Origin of the sequence: Micropruina sp., from assembly GCF_047602385.1 — a bacterium.
Lineage (GTDB): Bacteria > Actinomycetota > Actinomycetes > Propionibacteriales > Propionibacteriaceae > Micropruina.
In genome coordinates this window covers 402,645-421,075 of the sequence record NZ_JASGHL010000002.1, presented here as the reverse complement: position 1 = coordinate 421,075, position 18,431 = coordinate 402,645, and the positions used below count along the sequence as shown (strand labels likewise).

Annotated in this window: 16 protein-coding genes and 1 pseudogene; 11 read left to right on the top strand and 6 right to left on the bottom strand. The window is 71.0% G+C overall.

All coding sequences use genetic code 11. The annotated features are described in order from the left end of the window. Positions 1-2: 2 nt before the first annotated feature. From QM711_RS06900 to QM711_RS06880, 5 genes and pseudogenes are all read left to right on the top strand, one after another. Positions 3-431: a GPW/gp25 family protein gene (locus tag QM711_RS06900; RefSeq protein ID WP_415097629.1), complete on the top strand. Its 429-nt coding sequence runs from the start codon at positions 3-5 to the stop codon at positions 429-431. Next, complete coding sequence (locus QM711_RS06895) at positions 431-2,368, top strand: putative baseplate assembly protein (RefSeq protein WP_415097627.1); 1,938 nt, start codon at positions 431-433, stop codon at positions 2,366-2,368. The genes QM711_RS06900 and QM711_RS06895 overlap by 1 nt, the downstream gene beginning before the upstream one ends. Then, a complete protein-coding gene (locus tag QM711_RS06890; protein WP_415097625.1) occupies positions 2,368-2,904 on the top strand; it encodes a phage tail protein in 537 nt (178 codons plus the stop codon). The genes QM711_RS06895 and QM711_RS06890 overlap by 1 nt, the downstream gene beginning before the upstream one ends. Before the next feature lie 7 nt (positions 2,905-2,911). Next, positions 2,912-3,370: pseudogene (locus QM711_RS06885) on the top strand (Hsp70 family protein); the annotation flags it as partial. A 58-nt stretch (positions 3,371-3,428) separates the two neighbouring features. Then, positions 3,429-5,477 carry an Hsp70 family protein gene (locus tag QM711_RS06880; RefSeq protein WP_415097623.1) on the top strand — a complete coding sequence of 683 codons (2,049 nt, stop codon included), beginning with the start codon at positions 3,429-3,431 and terminating at the stop codon, positions 5,475-5,477. On the opposite strand, the gene QM711_RS06875 is transcribed toward QM711_RS06880, so the two are convergent. Next, entirely contained in the window at positions 5,478-8,147 is a 2,670-nt protein-coding gene (locus QM711_RS06875; RefSeq protein ID WP_415097621.1) for an AAA family ATPase, read from the bottom strand. It lies immediately after the preceding gene. A gap of 214 nt (positions 8,148-8,361) precedes the next feature. Here QM711_RS06875 and QM711_RS06870 point away from each other — a divergent pair, with 214 nt between their 5' ends. The 3 genes from QM711_RS06870 to QM711_RS06860 all read left to right on the top strand — a co-directional run bounded on the left by QM711_RS06870 (position 8,362) and on the right by QM711_RS06860 (position 11,155). Further along, complete coding sequence (locus QM711_RS06870) at positions 8,362-8,985, top strand: helix-turn-helix transcriptional regulator (RefSeq protein WP_415097619.1); 624 nt, start codon at positions 8,362-8,364, stop codon at positions 8,983-8,985. Positions 8,986-9,040: 55 nt separating this feature from the next. Then, complete coding sequence (locus QM711_RS06865) at positions 9,041-10,000, top strand: hypothetical protein (RefSeq protein WP_415097617.1); 960 nt, start codon at positions 9,041-9,043, stop codon at positions 9,998-10,000. A gap of 66 nt (positions 10,001-10,066) precedes the next feature. Then, entirely contained in the window at positions 10,067-11,155 is a 1,089-nt protein-coding gene (locus tag QM711_RS06860; RefSeq protein ID WP_415097616.1) for a branched-chain amino acid aminotransferase, read from the top strand. Positions 11,156-11,311: 156 nt separating this feature from the next. Here QM711_RS06860 and QM711_RS06855 read toward each other — a convergent pair whose 3' ends face one another. Next, positions 11,312-12,514, bottom strand: a complete 1,203-nt coding sequence (locus QM711_RS06855) for an arginine deiminase (protein ID WP_415097615.1) — start codon at positions 12,512-12,514, stop codon at positions 11,312-11,314. A gap of 32 nt (positions 12,515-12,546) precedes the next feature. Here QM711_RS06855 and QM711_RS06850 point away from each other — a divergent pair, with 32 nt between their 5' ends. Then, positions 12,547-13,320, top strand: a complete 774-nt coding sequence (locus tag QM711_RS06850) for an SDR family oxidoreductase (protein WP_415097614.1) — start codon at positions 12,547-12,549, stop codon at positions 13,318-13,320. On the opposite strand, the gene QM711_RS06845 is transcribed toward QM711_RS06850, so the two are convergent. From QM711_RS06845 to typA, 3 genes are all read right to left on the bottom strand, one after another. Further along, positions 13,301-13,729 (bottom strand): TA system VapC family ribonuclease toxin, encoded by a 429-nt coding sequence (locus tag QM711_RS06845; protein WP_415097612.1) that lies wholly within the window; start codon positions 13,727-13,729, stop codon positions 13,301-13,303. The two genes, QM711_RS06850 and QM711_RS06845, sit on opposite strands and share 20 nt — an antisense overlap. Then, a complete protein-coding gene (locus QM711_RS06840; RefSeq protein WP_415097610.1) occupies positions 13,719-13,961 on the bottom strand; it encodes a CopG family transcriptional regulator in 243 nt (80 codons plus the stop codon). Before QM711_RS06840 ends, QM711_RS06845 begins: the two co-directional genes overlap by 11 nt. Before the next feature lie 394 nt (positions 13,962-14,355). Beyond that, complete coding sequence (gene typA / locus QM711_RS06835) at positions 14,356-16,218, bottom strand: translational GTPase TypA (RefSeq protein WP_415097607.1); 1,863 nt, start codon at positions 16,216-16,218, stop codon at positions 14,356-14,358. Between the two features lie 142 nt (positions 16,219-16,360). Between typA and QM711_RS06830 the strand changes: the two genes are divergently transcribed. Next, a complete protein-coding gene (locus QM711_RS06830; RefSeq protein ID WP_415097605.1) occupies positions 16,361-16,594 on the top strand; it encodes a type II toxin-antitoxin system Phd/YefM family antitoxin in 234 nt (77 codons plus the stop codon). Then, the gene (locus QM711_RS06825) at positions 16,591-17,004 is read left to right on the top strand and encodes a type II toxin-antitoxin system VapC family toxin (RefSeq protein WP_415097603.1); all 414 of its coding nucleotides are present in this window, start codon (positions 16,591-16,593) and stop codon (positions 17,002-17,004) included. Before QM711_RS06830 ends, QM711_RS06825 begins: the two co-directional genes overlap by 4 nt. A gap of 16 nt (positions 17,005-17,020) precedes the next feature. Here QM711_RS06825 and QM711_RS06820 read toward each other — a convergent pair whose 3' ends face one another. Then, positions 17,021-17,989, bottom strand: coding sequence for a glycoside hydrolase family 6 protein (locus QM711_RS06820; protein WP_415097601.1), 969 nt, complete (start codon positions 17,987-17,989; stop codon positions 17,021-17,023). Positions 17,990-18,431: the final 442 nt, after the last annotated feature.

Below are 18,431 nucleotides of genomic sequence, written 5' to 3'. Positions count from 1 at the left end.
CGATGCCCGCACCGAGTACCGGCGTCGATTTCATCGGCGCCGGCTGGAACTACCCGCTGTGCACCGACGCGACCGGCGGCATCGCCCTGGTCACCCGCGACCGCGAGATCGAGCAGGCGATCCGGCTGATCCTCGGTACGGCGGTCGGCGAGCGGCCGATGCGGCCCGAGTTCGGCTGCCGGATCCACGACCACGTCTTCAGCACCCCGTCCTCGGCGACCGCCGGGCAGATCGCCTACGACGTCCGGCAGGCCCTGGACCGCTGGGAGCCGCGGATCGACGTGCTGGACGTCGGGGTCGGCTTCGACGCCATGGAGACCGGTGTGCTGTACATCGACATCCGCTACTCGGTGCGCAGCCTGAACGATCCCCGGAACCTGGTCTTCCCCTTCTACGTCATCCCCGTGCAGTCCGAGAACGGAGCCCTCTGATGCTGCCCGCACCGAATCTCGACGACCGCGGCTTCCAGGACCTGGTGGACGACGCCAAGCGGCTGGTCCAGCAGCGCTGCCCGACCTGGACCGATCACAATGTCTCCGACCCCGGGGTGACGCTGATCGAATCGGTGGCCCAGATGGTTGACCAGCTGATCTACCGGCTGAACCGGGTGCCCGACCGCAACTACATCAAATTCCTCGAACTGATCGGCGTCGAGCTGCGGCCACCGGCCGCCGCCCGGAGTTCGGCGACCTTCTGGCTGGCTGCACCGCAACCGCAGCCGGTCATCGTCCGCGCCGAGAGCCGGGTCGCGACACCGCGGACGGACGTCTCCGAGGCGGTCACCTTCAGTACCGTCGAAGAGCTCACGATCGTGCCGTGCTCCTTCGCCCGGGCCGCCACCCAGCCTGCGAAGGGTACCCAGACCGACACCACGGACGTGGTCGGCCGCGGCGGTTTCCAGGCGTTCAGCGCCGCCCCGGCGGTGGGCGACGCGATGCTGATCGGGCTCTCGGACGCGGTGCCGTCCTGCGCGGTGCTGTTGCGCTTCGACTGCACCGTCTCCGGCCGCGGCGTCGACCCGCGCAATCCGCCGCTGATCTGGGAGGCCTGGACCGACGACGGCTGGACGGCCTGCGATGTCGGCTCCGACGACACCGGCGGGCTGAACAAGCCGGGCGACGTGATCGTGCACGTACCGGGCGGGCACCGGGCGTCGGTGAACGTCCGGGAACGGGCCGGCTGGCTGCGCTGCCGGCTGATCGAGGCCACCAAGGGGCAGCGCACCTACGTCGAGTCGCCGACGATCCTCGGGGTCACCGCGCAGACCGTCGGCGGCACCGCGGCCACCATTCACGCCGAGGTGCTGCACGGCGAGGTGGTCGGCCGCTCGGACGGGACGCCGGCCCAGCGGTTCGCCCTGCAGCGGCGTCCGGTGGTCGCCTCGGATTCCCCGCTGACCCTGACGGTGACCAGCGGCGAGAGCAGCCAGGAGTGGACCGAGGTGCCGCACTTCGCCCAGTCCGGTCCCGAGGACCGGCACTTCCGGATCGACGCCTACGCCGGTGAGCTCGAGTTCGGCCCCGCCCTGCGGACCGCGGACGGCGGTCTGCGCCGCTACGGGGCGATGCCGGCGGCCGGGGCCGTGCTGCGGCTCGAGTCGTACCGGACCGGCGGCGGCCAGCAGGGCAACGTCGCCCGGGGCCAGGTGCGGGTGCTGAAGACCAGCATCCCCTACGTGTCACGGGTGGAGAACCGTGAGCCGGCGATCGGTGGAGCGGACGCCGAGACTCTCGCCGACGCGAAGGCCCGCGGGCCGCTGCTGCTGCGCTCCCGGGGCCGCGCCGTCACCGTCGCAGACTTCGAAGAGCTGGCCCGGGACGCGGCTCCGGACGCGGCGAGGGTGGCCTGCATCCCCGAAGCCGGAGTGGCCAACGGCGTCCGGCTGCTGGTGGTGCCGCATGTGGCCGGTGACGACCTGGGACATCTCGAACGCACCGACCTCGACCCGCCGTGGCAGATGCTGGAACGCATCGCGCAGAGTCTCGACGAGCGCCGGCTGGTCGGCACCCGGCTGTTGGTGCAGCCCCCCGACTACTTCTGGCTGACCGCCGTGGTGCAGCTCAGTGCCCAGGCGCGGTTCGATCCCGGTGACCTGCGCACCGAGGTGCTGCGGGCGCTGTACCGGCTCTACGACCCGCTTCGTGGCGGCCCGGACGGGACCGGCTGGCCGTTCGGACGGGCGGTGCAGGCCCACGAGGTGCACGCGACCCTGGCCAGGATCCCCGGCGTGGACATGTCCCGCGAGGTGAATGTGACGCTCTACCCGGCCGAGGCCGACACCGGAATCCGCGGTGCGGCGGCGACCCGGCTGGAGTTGCCACCGACCGGCTTGGTCTATTCCTACGAGCATCAGGTTAGGGTGTTGTGATGCGGGGCACCATCGACGTCCTGGCCAGCCCGCATCCGCTGGCCGACACACTGCCCACGATGCTGCGCGAGGATCCGTTCGCACGCAGCCTGTGCGCCGGGTTCGACGAGCTGCTGGCGCCGGTGATTCTCGATCTGGACACCTTCGTCGCCCATCTCGACCCCGCGACCGCGCCCGACGACATGCTGATCTGGCTGGCGCAATGGCTCGGCCTGGGCATCGACTTCGGCGCCGACCCGGCCTCGCTGCGAACCGAGCTCCAGGCCGCCGGATCGGTCAACGCGGCGCGCGGCACCCGCCGCGGCATCCAGCTGGCCGTCGAGAGCGTGGTGGGGATCGCCGCCGACGTCGCCGAGTCGGGCGGCGTCCGCTGGTCGCCGACGCCGGGAGGCGAGCTGCCGGGACAGCCGGTGCCGGGAGTCACCGTGACGGTCGCCGCGTCGTCGGCGGGCGGGATCGACCGGGAACGGCTGGACGCCGTCATCCGGTCGGTGACGCCGGCGCACATCCCGGCCACCGTGGTGGAACAGCCGTGAGCCGCCGATGAGCTACCGGCTGGGTATCGATCTTGGTACGAGCACACTGGTCGCCGCCGCCCGGCGGGCCGGCGGGCCGAGCGAGCTGGTGGCTCTCGGACCGGGCCGGCCGGAGGCGTCCGTCGACGAGTTGCGCGACCCGCAGCTGACCGCCGAGGAGGGGACGGCCGCGCTGCTCGGGCTGGCCCGGGAGCGCGCCGCGAAGCAGTTCGGCGAACTGCCTGAGGAGGTCGTGCTGGCGGTGCCGGGGTGGTGGGGCGACGCCGAGCGGGCGGCCTTCGATGCCGCGCTTGAGCTGGTCGAGCTCGGAACCGTGCGGCGGATCGAGCAGGCGGAGGCGGCCGCGCTCGGCTACGCCGCCCGGACGTTCGTGCCCGACGGTGCCCGGGTGGCGGTGTTCGATCTCGGGGGCGGGTCGTGTGCTGCGACCGTGCTGGAGCGGACGGCGTCCGGCTTCACTGCGCTGGCCGCGACAGGTGCCGGCCAGCCGAGCGGGAGCGGCTTCGACGAGGCCGTATCGCGGCTTGTGGCGGGAGGTTTGGGGGACTGGGGACGGCCAGCCGGCCGGCGCCGATCGGGCCGAAACCATTCGCCGGGCGTGCACCGCCGCGCGCGAGACCCTGTCCGAGCGGCCGCGGGCCGAGGTGGTGCTGCCCGACCTCGCTCGCCCGGTGCCGTTGACCCGCACGGAGGTCGAGAGTCTGATCCGCGGGCCGGTTCGCGACGGTGTCGCGATGCTCGAACGCGTGCTGGCCGAGGCTGGCGTGGCACCGGCGAGCCTGACCACGATCCTCGCGGTCGGTGGCTGCAGCCGGACCCCGATCGTGCGGGCTCAGCTGACCAAGGAGTTCCGGGCACCCGTCGAGGTCGTCGAGCGGCCCGGGCTCGAGGTGGCACTGGGATCGGTGTGCGACGCCGACACCTGCCTGCCGGAGGTGATCGTGCCGCCGGCTCCGGTGGTGCCACCAGTCACGATGCCGACGAGTTGGAGCGGTCCGGGAGTGTCGGCCGCCTCGGCACCCTCGTCCTGGGTGGCGCCCGCCAAAGCCCCGGCGCCGCCGGTCGTCCCGCCAGCTGCGGTGGGGAATCCAACGGCTCCGATGCACTCGATCGCGCCACCGCCACCACCGCCACCACCGCCACCACCGCCGCCGACGGCTGCCGTCCAGCCGCCGGCCTCGGTGCCGGCGGTCGTTCAGTCGGTCGCGCCGCCACCACCACCACCCGCAGCCGTCCAGCCGCCGCTGGCGTCCGTTTCGCCGCTGGTTCAGTCGGTCGCGCCGCCACCGCCGCCGACGGCTGCCGTCCAGCCGCCGCCGGCGGCCGCGCCGACGGTCGTCCAGCCGGTGGTGCCACCGCCGCCACCGCCACCGGAGGCTGTCCCACCGCCGGCCAGTGGTTGGCACGGCCAGCCGGCGCCGGATTGGCAGGCCGGCCCGGCCGCGGCCGCACCGGTGGCACCACGGCCCCCGGCAGGTCGGCGGGTGTGGGTGATCGGGGTGATCGCAGTCGTGGTGATCGCGGCGGTCGCCGCCTGGTTCCTGTTCCCGCGCGCGGTGGGCACCGGCACCGCCGGCGCGAGCCCGGCCGCCTCCCCGGCTGCGACCACCCAGCCGGTCTCCCCGGCCGCCGCCACACCGACCACGCCGTCGCAGCCGCCGTCCGGACCGGCGCTGACGCTGGCCCGATTGCCGAAGGGTCCGGCGATCGCCGAGCGCACGGTCGTGGTGCCGATGCGGCTCAAGGGCCGCGACGCCGAGACTCTCTACCTGGTGGACGCGGACGGCCGGCGGCGACCCCAGCTGCTGCAGGCACCCTCCGGCCCCAACAACAACCCGATGATGCAAGCCGGCCGGGACACCATCATCTACCTCAATCAGGGCCGGCTCCGGGTGATGGCATCGAACGACGCGGGCGACCGGCAGCTGTGGCAGCGCCAGCCGTCCGGTTGCGGCCGGGTGGTTCACGCCTCGTGGAACCGGCTCGAGCCGACCACCCTGCTGATCAGTTGCGAGGCGTCCAACGGCACCGACTCGCTGATGGTGGTCGACCTGGACGGCAAGGTGGTCCGGAAACTGCGCACCGGCAGCAGGATCGGCGACTTCAGCGTCTCCCCCGACGGCCGGTCGGTGGTGTTCTGGCAGAGCGCGGACGCCAAGGCGCCAGGCGGGTCGCTGTTCCAGATGCCGATGGACGGCTCGGTGACCAAGCCGGTCCGGCTGACCTCCGCGGCCAGCGTGGACGCGCATCCGGTCTGGTCGCCCGACGGCACGGTGATCTCGTTCAGCCGGCGAGCGACGACCGGGGCGGGGAAGGCCAACTGGGACGTCTACACGATGTCACCGGTGGCCGGAGCCACGCCGAAGCGGCTGCTCACCGGCTCCACCGACGATCTCAAGGCGGTCTGGTCGCCGGACGGCAGGCAGCATCTGGTGATCTCGAACCGGACCTCGGCCAAGGGCGGTCCCGGCACCAAATACGATCTGTGGCTGATCGGGTTGGACGGCACGGTCGGTAGGCGACTCAACCTGGACGCGCTGCGGATCACCCGCCCGTTCTGGGCGCTGCGGTAGTCAGCTGCCCAGCCCCAGCTCGGCCAAGGCCCAGGCCTGCCGGCGTTGCGCCTCGGCCTCGGCGGCGGGATTGCCGAGTTGGGCGTGGCTGCGCGCGACCAGCCGCCAGGCCGAGTCCTGATAGGGGTCGAGGTCGATCGCCCGGTGGGCGTGCCGCAGTGCGGTTCTGGGGTCGTCGACGGCGAGGGCATCCTCGGCGGCGGACGCGGCGGTGGTCGCGGCCAGTCGGCGCAGCCGCTCCCGCTCGTCGACCACCCATTCGGCCGGCCCCGCCTCGGGCAGCAGGTGCCCGGCGTACAGGCCGAGGGCCTGGGTGCGGAGGTTCAAGGTGACCCCCGGGTCGCCGCCGGCGGCGGCTTTGCCGACCAGACTCTCGAACGCCTGCAACTGGTCGTCAGCCTCCGGGATGCGCAACGCGTAGGCGTCCCCCTCACGCACCACCGCCGGCCGGCCGACGCCGGCGGCGTGCAGGCACTGTCGCACGCTGGAGATGGCTACCTGGAGGCAGCGCACGCCGGATTCCAGAGTCGAACCCGGCCAGAGTTGTTCGATCAGGTGCTCGCGGTGCAGCGGACGCCGGTGGTGCAGCGCCAGCAGCATCAGCAGCGCCCGAGCCCGCGGCCGCAGCCCGAGGTGATCGATCGGGCGCCCGGCCACGGTCAATCCGAATCCGCCCAGGCAGGTGAGCACCACCTCCGGCCGGCCGGTCGTGACCGGCGCGGTCCTCGACGCCGCGGTCGGTCCCGCAGCCAACCGCTCCGCCCACTCGCGCAATGCGGGGGCGGTCATCTCCTCGGCCACCTCGACGGCGCGGTCCAGTGCCTGCCGGGCCTCGACTGCTCGGTCCGCCCCGTTGAACCCGACACCGAGGGCGAGCGCGGTCAGCAGCTCGGACCACCGGTCGCGCCCGCCGGCCGAGCCCAGCAACTCGGCGGCCGACGCCGTCCATTCCTCGGGGGCCGCGACCAGCAGCGCGGCCAGCTGGACGCCGCGGGCCACCCTCGCCAGCCACGGCCAGCCCTCGAGTTCGGACTCCAGCAGGACGGCCTCGACCCGTCCGGCGTCCAAGACGTCGTTGCGCAGCAACCGCAGGAACTGACCGGCGAGCCGGGCCGCCAGGCCCTCCCAGCCTCCGGCCGTGCCGGCCCGGTCGAGGGCGGGCGACACCTCATCGAGCCGTCCGGCGATCATTCCTTGCAGCGCGACCGCCAGCGGCGCGCTGACCTGGGCCGCGGTGGAACGGCTGAGTGCCCGCAGGTCGACCGCCAGCCGGGTCGCGCCATCGGCAGCTCGCGGCTCCGCGGAACCGGCCAGCCACAGCTCCAGCGAGCGCCGTTCACCGCGGGACCGCTCGACGAAGCGGTGATCCTCCAGCAGCTCCTCGGCCCGCCGGTATCCGGCGATGGCCTCGTCCAACTGACCGCGACGGGCAAGCAGCCGGGCCTCGGCGATCGCCAACGTCGGGTCGTCGTCGGACGGCAGCCCGGGCAGGGCGAGCAGGCCGCTGACTGCGTTCCCGGCCGACGATGGCGGCGCCGCGGCGAGCAGCCGGGCGACCGCTCCCCAGTCCTCGGCGCGGGCGTAGGCGTGGACGGCGGCGCTGATCCGGTCGTCCCCCTCGAGCAGTCGACCGCTGCGGCGGTAGAGGTCGCGGGCGCCGGCCGTCCCCAGCCGGTCGACCAGCAGCACCTCGAGCTGGGTCTGCAGGACATGGTGGTAGCGGTAGGTGACGCCGCCGTCGGTCGAGGTGGTGAAGAACTGCTCGTCTTCGAGCGTGGCCAGCACGCTCGCGCTTCCGTAGCCTCCGAGCAGGTCATCGCACAGCGCCCCCGTCATGGCGCCGAGGGTCGCCGTGCGGACCAGGAAGTCGAGCCGCTCGGCGTCGAGCCCGGCCAGCACGTTGCGCGCCAGGTACGACCGGATCAGTCTCGATCGGCCGCCGAGTTCGTCGATCGCGCGTTCGCGCTCGGCGCGTCCGCATTGTGCCGTGGCCAGGTGGAAAAGGTGCAGTCCGGCCGCCCAGCCGCCGGTCCGCCGGGTCAGCGCGGCGGCGCCCTCCGGCGACAGCGGGGCGTGGTAGACCGAGCGGAACAGCTGCTCGACCTCCCACGACCGGAACCTCAGATCGTCTCCGGCCACCTCCAGCAGTTCGCCGGCCACCATCAACCGCGACGTGTTGATCAGCGGCGGCCGCCGGCTGCCGAGCACGATCGAGACCCCCCGCGGGCGCATCAGCAGGAGCGTCTCCAGGGCCTGCTCGGCGGGAGTGCCGGCGATCTCCTGGAGGTCGTCCACCAGCAGCATGCCCCGGCGCGGTCCGAGGTCGTCCAACGCACGGACCAGACCGCCGATCAGCCCTTCTGCGGCGACTCGGGCCAACTCGGGTTCGCCGAGTGCGGTCGCCAGGGCATGACCCAGGTAGCGGGTGATGGACGCCGCGTCGCCGTCCTCGTGGCTGGCCCGGTACCAGCCGATCGGCCGGTCGTCGCCGGTGGTGAACTGGCTGAGCAGGGTGGTCTTGCCGGACCCGGGCGGACCGATCACCAGGGCGGAGGACGCCGTATTCGGCGCCGCGGACCATAGGGTGGACGCGACCCGTTCCAGGCGATCGCGGACCAGGCCACGAGGGCTCGGCCGTCGGACCTTCTCCAAGAAGATCACCGGATCCATGCGGACCTACCCGGGGGTCGTGCTCCGGTTTGTCACAAGGACCGAATCGGCGAGGATTCTTGGGGAGCGGGACAAGTTCGTTGCGGTGATCCTAGGGTGCTCGCTGCGAGCGCGAGCGGCGTTCCGGATGCGCAATTCTGCTACTTCGGCCATTGTTGAGTGAACGTTGAGGACGTGGTGAGCCGATCGTGAATGCGCCGGAGACACTGGGCCCATGTCCATTGCCGGGATTCCGATCTACATTCACGCCCGCGACCCGATCTCGCGGGCCGGACTCAGCGCCCAGTTGCAGCTGCGCGCCGAGATGCAGGTGGTCGACCGCGTCACCGAGGCGTTGGTGGCGGTCGTGGTCGCCGATGTGGTCGACGACGAGACCACCCGGGACCTGAAGATGCTGGTCAAGGACCACCGTCCGCGGTTGGTGCTCGTGGTCGGCACTGTCGATGACGCTGCTTTGGTGGCGGCGGCCGAGGCCGGCGTGGTGGGCCTGCTGCGACGCTGCGACGCAACCCCGGACGCGGTGGCGCGGGTGATCGGCAAGGCCGCCGCCGGCGACGGCGAGGTGCCGGCGGATCTGCTCGGCCGGCTGCTCGAGCAGGTCGGACGGCTGCAGCGGCAGGTGCTGGCACCGCGCGGCCTGACCTTCACCGGGCTGACCCCGCGGGAGACCGAGGTGGTGCGGCTGGTCGCGGACGGGCTCGACACCAGCGAGATCGCGCTGCGGATGTCGTACAGCGAACGAACGGTGAAGAACGTGCTGCACGACCTGACCACCCGTCTCCAATTGCGGAATCGCACGCATGCGGTCGCCTATGCGGTGCGGGAAGGGCTGATCTGAGCAGTTCCGCATTCGCGCGGCGATAGAGTGGCGCGACACGCCGGATTACGGGGAGGTGGACAGCATCGACGTCATCTGCGACAGCTGCGGTACGGCAAATCGGGCGGGTGCTGAATTCTGCCAGAACTGCAAGGCCTTCCTGGCCTGGAACCGCGGGCACACCGCAACCCAGCCGAACCAGTCCGGGCAGCCGAACCACACCCCGGAGCCGACGCCCGCGTCCGGTCCGGGTGGGCCGGTCCAGGCTCCGCCGACCAGGGTCGAGGCGGCGCCGCCGCCCGGCCAACCGGCCTGGGCGAGCTACTGCACCTGGTGCGGTGCGGGCAATCCGGTCGGACGCCACCTCTGCCGGCGGTGCGGGCTGCTCCTCGACCAGGGCGATCCGTGGAGCCGTCCGACCGCCTCCGCGGCGCCGCCCGCGGGATCGACGGCGGTGTACCAACGGGCAGTCCCGGGTTGGTACCGCGGGCGGATGCTGACCGCGGGCGCGGGGATCACGGCCCTGGTGGTGTTGCTGGCGTTCGCTCTGCCGTCGATTCCGAAGATCCTTCCCGCCTGGGACGATGCGCACCGTACCCTTCAGCCGGTGCCGGTCGCCGGCGCGAATGTCGCCGCCGGTCTCGCGGTGGACGCCAAGGCCAAGCCGACCGCTCTGATCGACGGAACCTACGAGGGCATGACCCTGCGCTGGAATTCGCAGCGAGCGCCGTCCTGCGCCGGGTGGATCACCCTGCAACTGGCGAAGCCGACCCGGATCGCGCAGGTCAAGGTGTACCCGGGCCTGGAGAAGGACAATCCGAAGCGCGACCTCGAGCTTCGGCCCGGACGGATCGGGATCCAGCTCGGCGACGGCGGGTGCACGCCGACCGACGTGACGAACGACGAATGGCTCACGGTTGACCCCGAGGACGCCACCGAGGTCACCACGGTTCGGGTGGGAATCCTCGCCGCAGCGGCCAAGGACGGCGCCAGCAACCAGGTCAGCGTCACCGAGATCGTGCTCTACACCCGCTGATCCCTCCGCTGGGCCGCGCTGTGGATGCCGGGCTCAGCTCGCCTCCGGCCGCACTACTCTGCGGCAATGACGACGTTCACCCTGACCCGCACCGACCATCCGACGCCCGCCGACGAGCGGGCGACGATCGTGGCGAAGCCGGTGTTCGGGGCGCACTTCGCCGACCACATGGCATTGGCGAGGTGGACCGAGGGCTCCGGCTGGCACGACCGGGAGATCGTCGCCCGGCGTCCGTTCGAACTGCACCCCGGCGCTGCGACCTTCCACTACGGGCAGGAGATCTTCGAGGGGCTCAAGGCCTACCGCCAGCCCGACGGAGGGGTTGCCCTGTTCCGTCCGGAGAAGAACGCCGCCCGGTTCGCCGCCTCCGCGCGCCGGCTGGCGATGGCTCCCTTGGGCGAAGACGACTTCGTCGCCGCGGTCACCGAGTTGGTCGACCTGGACCGGGACTGGGTGCCGGCGCCGGACGGCGAGCAGAGCCTCTACATCCGGCCGTTCGAGATCGCCAGCGAGACGCTGATCGGCGTCCGGGCGGCCAAGGAGTACACCTTCTGCGTGATCGCCACTCCGGTCGGCCCCTACTACCCGGAGCCGGTCTCGCTGTGGGCCACCCCCAACTACACCCGGGCGGCAGCCGGCGGCACCGGCGCAGCCAAGTGCGGCGGCAACTACGCGGCCAGCCTGGCGGCTGCCGACGAGGCCGCCGAACACGGCTGCGAGCAGGTGATCTGGCTGGACGGCGCCGAGCACCGCTGGGTGGAGGAGTGCGGCACGATGAACATCATGTTCGTCACCGCCGCCGGCGAACTGGTCACCCCGGCCCTGACCGGCACCATCCTGGACGGCGTCACCCGCGACTCGATCCTGGCCTTGGCGCCCGAGCACGGGCTGCGCCCGGTGGAGCGCCGGATCGACATCGCCGAGGTCTTCGACGGCGTCACCAGCGGTGCGATCACCGAGGTGCTCGCCTGCGGCACCGCTGCCGTGGTCACCCCGGTCGTGGGTTTCGCCGCGCCCGGCGTGAACGGCGCCGATCGGCGCTTCACGGTCGGCGACGGGACACCGGGTTCGATCAGCCGGGCGATCCGGGCGCACCTGCTGGACATCCAGTACGGCCTGGCCGAGGACCGGCATGGCTGGCTGCGCCGGGTCTAGGTGATGCAGCGCAAGCCTGACCACCGCTGGTTGAGCTTGTCGACGCTTGCGGGGTTGAGCTTGTCGACGCTTGCGGGTTGAGCTTGTCGAAACCCCCCTTGTCAGCGCAGGAAACCGGGTCTCGACAAGCTCGACCGACGAGGGTCAGTGCCCCTCCTAGAGCGCGTCGCGGCTGATCGGGCAGGACATACAGCGGGGGCCGCCGCGTCCTGACCCGAGTTCGGAGCCGGCGATCGCGACGACCTCGATGCCGGCCGCCTCGAGCCGCTCGTTGGTCTCGGTGTTGCGCTCGTAGGCGATGGCCACCTTGGCCTCGATGGCCAGGGTGTTGTTGCCGTCGTCCCACTGCTCGCGTTCGGCGGTGACCGGGTCGAGCCCGGTGTCGATCAACCGCAGCCGGTCGATGCCCATCGCGCTGGCGGCGGCGTCCAGGAAGGGTCGCAGCGGTTCGACCAGGACGCCGCCGTCGCCGTCCGGCTTCAGCGTGGCCGCGGCCAGCCGGTGGGCGACATTCGGGTACATCACCATGGCGTCGGCGTCGACCATGGTGCAGATGGTGTCCAGGTGCATGGTGGCCCGGTCCTGATCGATCGGGACGGCCAGCACCGTGTGCGCAAGACCCTGGGCGAAGGCCGTCCGGGCCAGCCGCTCGGCACCCGCCGGCCGGGTACGCTCGCCGACGCCGACGGCCAGGACGCCCTCGGCCAGGGCCAGGACGTCGCCGCCCTCGAGGAACTCCTTGTCCCAGCCGTGGATCCGCTCGGTACCGGCGAACCGCGGATGGAAGCGGTAGATCAACTCGGTCAGCTGGGTCTCGCGGACCCGGGCCGGCATCGCCAGCGAGGTGACGGTCACCCGGTCGCCGACCCAGACGCTGGAGTCGCGGGTGAACAGCAGGTTCGGCAGTGGGTCGATCAGGAAGTCGTCAGCGGCGTGCAGGGCCGCTACCAGGCTGCCGGTCCCGGACACCTCGTCGTTGCGGAGACCGGCCATCAGGATCTCGGCCAGGTCCTCGGGGCCCTTGTCGCTGAGCAGATCGGTGAGGTAACGGCGCAGCGTGTCGCCCAGCCGCAGGTCCTTCATCGTGTGCGTGATCGCGGTCTCGCGGGCCTCGGCGTCGGCCAGGGTTTCGACCAGCAGCCCGCTCAGATAGAGCACCTCCACGTCCCGGCTGCGCAGCGCGTCGGCGAAGGCGTCGTGCTCTTCCTGGGCCCGATCGACCCAGGGAAGTCCGTCGAAGAGCAGCGCGTCGTTGTTGCGCGGGGTGAGCCGGCGCAGCTCGTTGCCGGGACGGTGCAGCATCACGGTGCGCAGCCGTCCGACCTCGGAGCGGACGCCGTGCGGGAAGTGTTCAGCCATGGTGCAAGACCCTACCGGTGCAGGATGGTGTGATGGTGCAACGTGTCGCGGTGGTCGGTGGCTCCGGACGGCTGGGCGCCCGGGTGATCCGGGCGCTCGCAGCGCGGGGCGCGTCTACGGTGCCGTTGTCGCGCCGCTCCGGCTTCGACCTGACCCGTACGGATCCCGACCTGCTGGCTCGTGACCTCGCTGGATGCGACGCGGTGATCGACTGTTCGGACGCCGCGGACCGGAGGCCGGCGACCTTCGAGGCGTCCGCTGCGGCGCTGGCGATGGCCGCCGGACGCGCCGGCGTCCGTCAGCTGGTGGCGGTGTCGATCGTCGGCATCGACCGGCCTGGGCTGAGGCGGATGGGCTACTACCAGGGCAAGCTGGCCCAGGAACGCGCGCTGGCTGCGGCGGCGATGCCAGTGGCCATCGTCCGCAGCACCCAGTGGTTCGGCTTCGCCGACCAGGCTTCGGCCGGCGTCGATCTCGGGCGGTTCGGACGGCTCAACCTGGCGCCGGCGATGCGGATGCGGCCGGTCTCGGTCGACGCCGTCGCCGAGCGGCTGGCCCGGGCCGCCCTCGACGGCCTCCACCAGGGCCGGATCGAGCTGGCCGGTCCGGAACCGATGAGGCTCGCCGAACTGGTCCGTCGGGTCTGGCGCGCCCGCGGCGTCCGGGCTCGGGTCGCGCAGTTGCCGATTCCCGGCATCCCCGGTTTCGCCGACGGCAGCCTGCTGCCGGGCACACGCGCCGAGATCGACCCGACCACCGTCGAGGCATGGGTGGTGGCGGAGGGGCTCAGCCAGTCAGCGGGTTGACCCAACGCAGGCCAGGAAAGCGGCCGAAGTCGGTGTCGGCCGACACCACGGCGAGGCCGTGCTCGATCGCCAGCGCGGCCAGTTGGGCGTCGATGATCAGGTTGCCGCGCAGATCGAGATCACCGATCAATCCGCCGAGGATGCGGGCGGTCGCGTCCGAGGTCTCGGGAACCCAGCTGTTGGGCGCATCCAGCCACTGCTCCACGACCTGCCAGGCCTGATCGGGACGCAGCGGCCTGCTGAACACCCGCGGATGGGTGGAGATCCGCAGGAAAGCGCCGATGGTCTGCCAGGGCAGGCCCACGCGCCGCGGGCCCGAGAACGCCTCGGACAACCAGGCGGCGCACGTTGCGTGATGCCTGTTGGAGCGGTCGATCGAATAGAGCAGGACGTTGGCGTCAAGAAGCATGACCGTCGGCCCGATCCAGATCGTCGAGCAACTCGAGGGTGTCCGCGACGCTCGTCAGATCGACCTGCAGCCCGAGGTCGTAGGAGGGGTGGACGTAGCGGAAGTCGACCCGATGGGTGATGCCGCCACGAGCGAGTTCGTTCACCGCCGCGGAGAAGCCGAGGCCGCGGTCGCGTTGCAGTCGGGCGACGGCGGCTGCCACGTCGGCGTCCAGATTGACTGTGGTACGCATGAGCAGAGCGTACGCATCATGATGCGTCGACGCAAGCATCATGATGTCCGAGAAACCTTGCGTTGGTCTGCGCGACGCGTTTACGAAACGTTGAGGTCACTCGGGCAGAGTTCTTCTTGTGCCGGGGGGCGCACAGCCAGCACAGAGCAGGTACCGGGGGGACCGCTCGTGATGGTGATAGACGGATTGAGCCGGGTCGTGACTGCATGGGGGTGCGTCTGACCTGGCTCTCCGCAATTCCCGGTGTTTCGCTGGTTGAGCCTGTCGAAACCCGTGCCCAGGATCTCGACAGGCTCGACCGGCGATGATTTAGTGCGAGGTTTCGCTGGTTGAGCCGGTCGAAACCCGGTGCCGGCGGGGTCTCGACAAGCCCGACCAGCGATGATCAGAGCCTTTAGCTCTTCTTGGCCCGGTTCCGTGCCTTGGCCCGCTCGTTGGCGTCCAGGATCACCTTGCGCATCCGGACGTGGGACGGCGTCACCTCGAGGCACTCGTCGCCCCGGCAGAACTCCAGCGCCTGCTCCAGTGAGTGCGCCCGCGGCGGGATCAGCCGCTCCAGCTCCTCACCGGTGGAGGAGCGCACGTTGGTGAGCTTCTTCTCCTTGGTGGGGTTGACGTCCATGTCCTCGTTGCGCGGGTTCTCGCCGACGATCATGCCCTGGTACACCTCTTCGGCAGGCGCCACGAACAGCACGCCGCGCTCCTGCAGGTTGAACAGTGCGTACGAGGTGACCGCACCGGTCCGGTCGGCGACCAGCGAGCCGGTGGAGCGGGTGACGATCTCGCCGGCCCACGGCTCGTAGCCCTCGAAGACGTGGTGCATGATGCCGGTGCCGCGGGTCTGGGTGAGGAACTCGGTGCGGAAGCCGATCAGGCCACGGGCCGGGATGGCGTACTCCATCCGCACCCAGCCGGTGCCGTGATTGATCATCTGCTCCATCCGGGAGCGCCGGGTGCCCATCAGCTGGGCAACGGTGCCGACGTGCTCCTCGGGAATGTCCACGGTCAGCCGCTCGAACGGCTCGTGCACCTTGCCGTCCACCACCCGGGTCAGCACCTGCGGCTTGCCGACGGTCAGCTCGAAGCCCTCGCGGCGCATCATCTCAACCAGGACGGCCAACTGCAGCTCGCCGCGGCCCTGCACCTCCCAGGTGTCCGGACGCTCGGTCGGCAGCACCCGGATCGACACGTTGCCGATCAGTTCGGCGTCCAGCCGGGCCTTGAGCAGGCGGGCGGTCAGCTTGCTGCCGGACTTGCCGGCCAGCGGCGAGGTGTTGATGCCGATGGTCATCGAGATGGACGGCTCATCGACGTGGATCAGCGGCAGCGGCGCCGGGTTCTCCGGGTCGGAAAGGGTCTCGCCGATCATGATGTCGGGAATGCCGGCGATCGCCACGATGTCGCCCGGGCCGGCCTGCTCGGCCGGCTGCCGCTCCAGCGCGTGGGTCATCAGCAGCTCGGACAGCTTCACGTTCTGCACGCTGCCGTCGGTGCGGCACCAGGCCACGTTCTGGCCGCGGCGCAGCGTCCCGTTGATCACCCGGCACAGCGCCAGCCGGCCGAGGTAGGGGGAGGCGTCCAGGTTGGTGACGTGCGCCTGTAGCGGCGCGCCTTCGGTGTAGACCGGGGCCGGGATGGCGTCCATGATGACGCCGAACAGCGGCTCCAGGTTCTCCGAATCGGGCATCCCGCCGTCCGCCGGCTGGGTGAGCGAGGCGCGTCCGGCCTTCGCGGCGCAGTAGACCACCGGGAAGTCGAGCTTGTCGGCCTCGTCGTCGTCCAGAAGATCGAGGAAGAGCTCGTACACCTCGTCGGTGACCTCGCTGATCCGGGCGTCGGCGCGGTCCACCTTGTTGATCACCACCACGATCGGCAGGTGCTTGGCCAGCGCCTTGCGCAGCACGAACCGGGTCTGCGGCAGTGGACCTTCGGACGCGTCCACCAGCAGCAGCACGCCGTCCACCATCTCCAGGCCGCGCTCGACCTCGCCGCCGAAGTCGGCGTGACCAGGGGTGTCGATGATGTTGATGGTCACCGACGTGCCGTCGGCCAGGGTGTGATCGACGGCGGTGTTCTTGGCCAGGATGGTGATGCCCTTCTCCCGCTCCAGATCCATCGAGTCCATCACGCGCTTCTCGACGTCCTGGTTGGCACGGAAGGCGCCGGACTGCCACAGCATGGCGTCCACCAGGGTGGTCTTGCCGTGGTCGACGTGGGCGATGATCGCGACATTGCGCAGGTCAGCGCGGACGGGCATGCGGGGGCCTTTCGGTAGGGCAACCGGACGATTCTACGGTGTGCGGGCCGACGCACGTGGCTGTGGGAGTCTGCCGAGACCGTGGCCCGCCCTCCTCAAAAAGGACCTGTCGAACCGGTCTGAAAGGTCTTATCCTGGACGAATGAAGACGGTCAGCACGACGGAAGCCAAGGCGAGGCTCAACGCGTTGCTGGTCGAGGTCGAGAACGGTGAGAGTTTCACGATCACCAGTCATGGACGTCCCGTGGCGGTGCTCTCGAAGGCCGATCCGCCGGCACGCACCTTCGGGCGGTTCGCGGGGCTGATCACGATCGGCGACGACTTCGACGCGCCGCTGACCGAGGAGGAACTCGCCGAATGGGGAGAGGCCGGGTGAGTGAGACCACTCGGGCGCTGTTGCTCGACACCTGCACATTGCTCGACCTGACGATCGTGCCAGGACGGATCGCACCCGCCGTGCTGGCGGAGTTGAACGACCGGACGGTCGAACTGCTGGTCTCCGCCGCCACCGCCTGGGAGATCTCGATCAAGACCAGACAGGGGAAACTGGTCGGTGGTGAACGTCTGCTCGGCTCCTGGGACCGGGCACTGCTCGACCTGCAGGCGACCCCGCTCGGGATCGACCACAACGATGCGATCCGCGCCGGTGGGTTGCCCTGGGCGCATCGCGACCCCTTCGACCGGATGCTGGTCGCGCAGGCGACTCGGCACAACGTTCCGCTCGTCACGCGAGACGAGGTGATCCTCCGCGCCGGCCTCATCGTGACGATGGACACGAGGTCCTGACTGTCCGCCGGCAGACTCAGTGCCGCTGGTCGATGAGCCGCATCGCGTAGTCGAACCAGAACTCTCCGGCGGCCGGCTCGCCGGGTCGGCAGTTGCCGTCCGACTCGCCGGGAACCTTGATCCACAACCGGGCCACCGCATAGCCGCGTTCCGGCCCGATCTGCGGATCGGCGCCCAGGCCCGCGCCGGGCGGGTTGCACCAGGAGTCGGGCTGACCGGCTGGTGCCGTAGCAGCCCCGTTGCCGTTCCGGGAGGTGTCGATCAGGTACTGGGCGCCGCCCAGCGCGGACGAGAGCCGGTCGCCGTACTCATGGTTCACCACGTCCGAACTGAAGTTGGAGACGTTGAGGCTGAAGCCGTCCGCGTGCTCGATGCCGCCGCGGCGCAAGGCCTGCGCCAGCCGTCCGGTGTCCTCGATCCACCCCGGGTGACCGGCATCGAGATAGACCAGGGTCTTTTGGCCGGCCGACAGCCGATCGATCGCGGCGGCGAGCATGGTGGAGGTGTCCTCGGCGCCCGGGCAGTTCTCGGTGAGCAGTTGGGGGACGGCGTCCGGTTCGAGAATCACCACTGCGCGCCGCGTCCCGATGGTGTCGGCGACGCTGCCGATCCACTGCGCATAGGCGGTGGCGTCGGCCGACCCGCCGGCGGAATAGCTGCCGCAGTCGCGATGGGGGCGGTGGTAGAGCACCAGGACCGGAACAGCACCGGCGATCTCGGCCTCGTCGACGACACGCTTGGCCAGCGGGACGGGGTCGTCACGGGTGAGCCAGGTGGCCACCGGCTGCGAGGTGATCGGCGCCAGCGCGTCGGCGTCCGCCTGGCGTCCGGACGCCCGAAGGGCATTGGCTGCCTGGCTGACCGGAGACTGCGGGTCGATCCACAGCCGCTGGCCGAACAGCGGGTTGGCCGGTGGCTGAATCGGCGCCGGACCGCACCCGGACAGCATCAGTGCACCGGTCAGAATGCCCGCGAGCCGGAGCACCTTCACGGCACCTCGACCCGGCCGGCGGCGGACGCCCGGTACATCTCCATGGCCACAGCATGGCCCATCCGGCGGCCGGTGGGCGGAGCTGTCTGAGAGCCGTGGCCGCCGCCAGCTTGGACGCGCCGAAACGCGCGTTCTGAGTCGGACTGGATTGGGCTTGGGGCAGGTTCGCGGAGAAACGCGCGTTCTGGCCCTCCCGCGGGTGGGGCACAACGCACGTTTCTCGGCGGGGGTGCTCTCGATGACGCACCAGCGCTTTCATAACGCGCATCTCTCGGCAGACCCGCTCGCGGAAGGTGTTCCAGCGAGCACCGCCTGCCCGGGCGCGTGGTTCCGACCTCGGCGGCCAAGACCAGATCCGCCGATGGGTGCGCACCACGGGGTGGAGCGGCCGGATCTGGGCTAAGGTCGCCTACCTATGTGCCTGCCCGACCCCCGC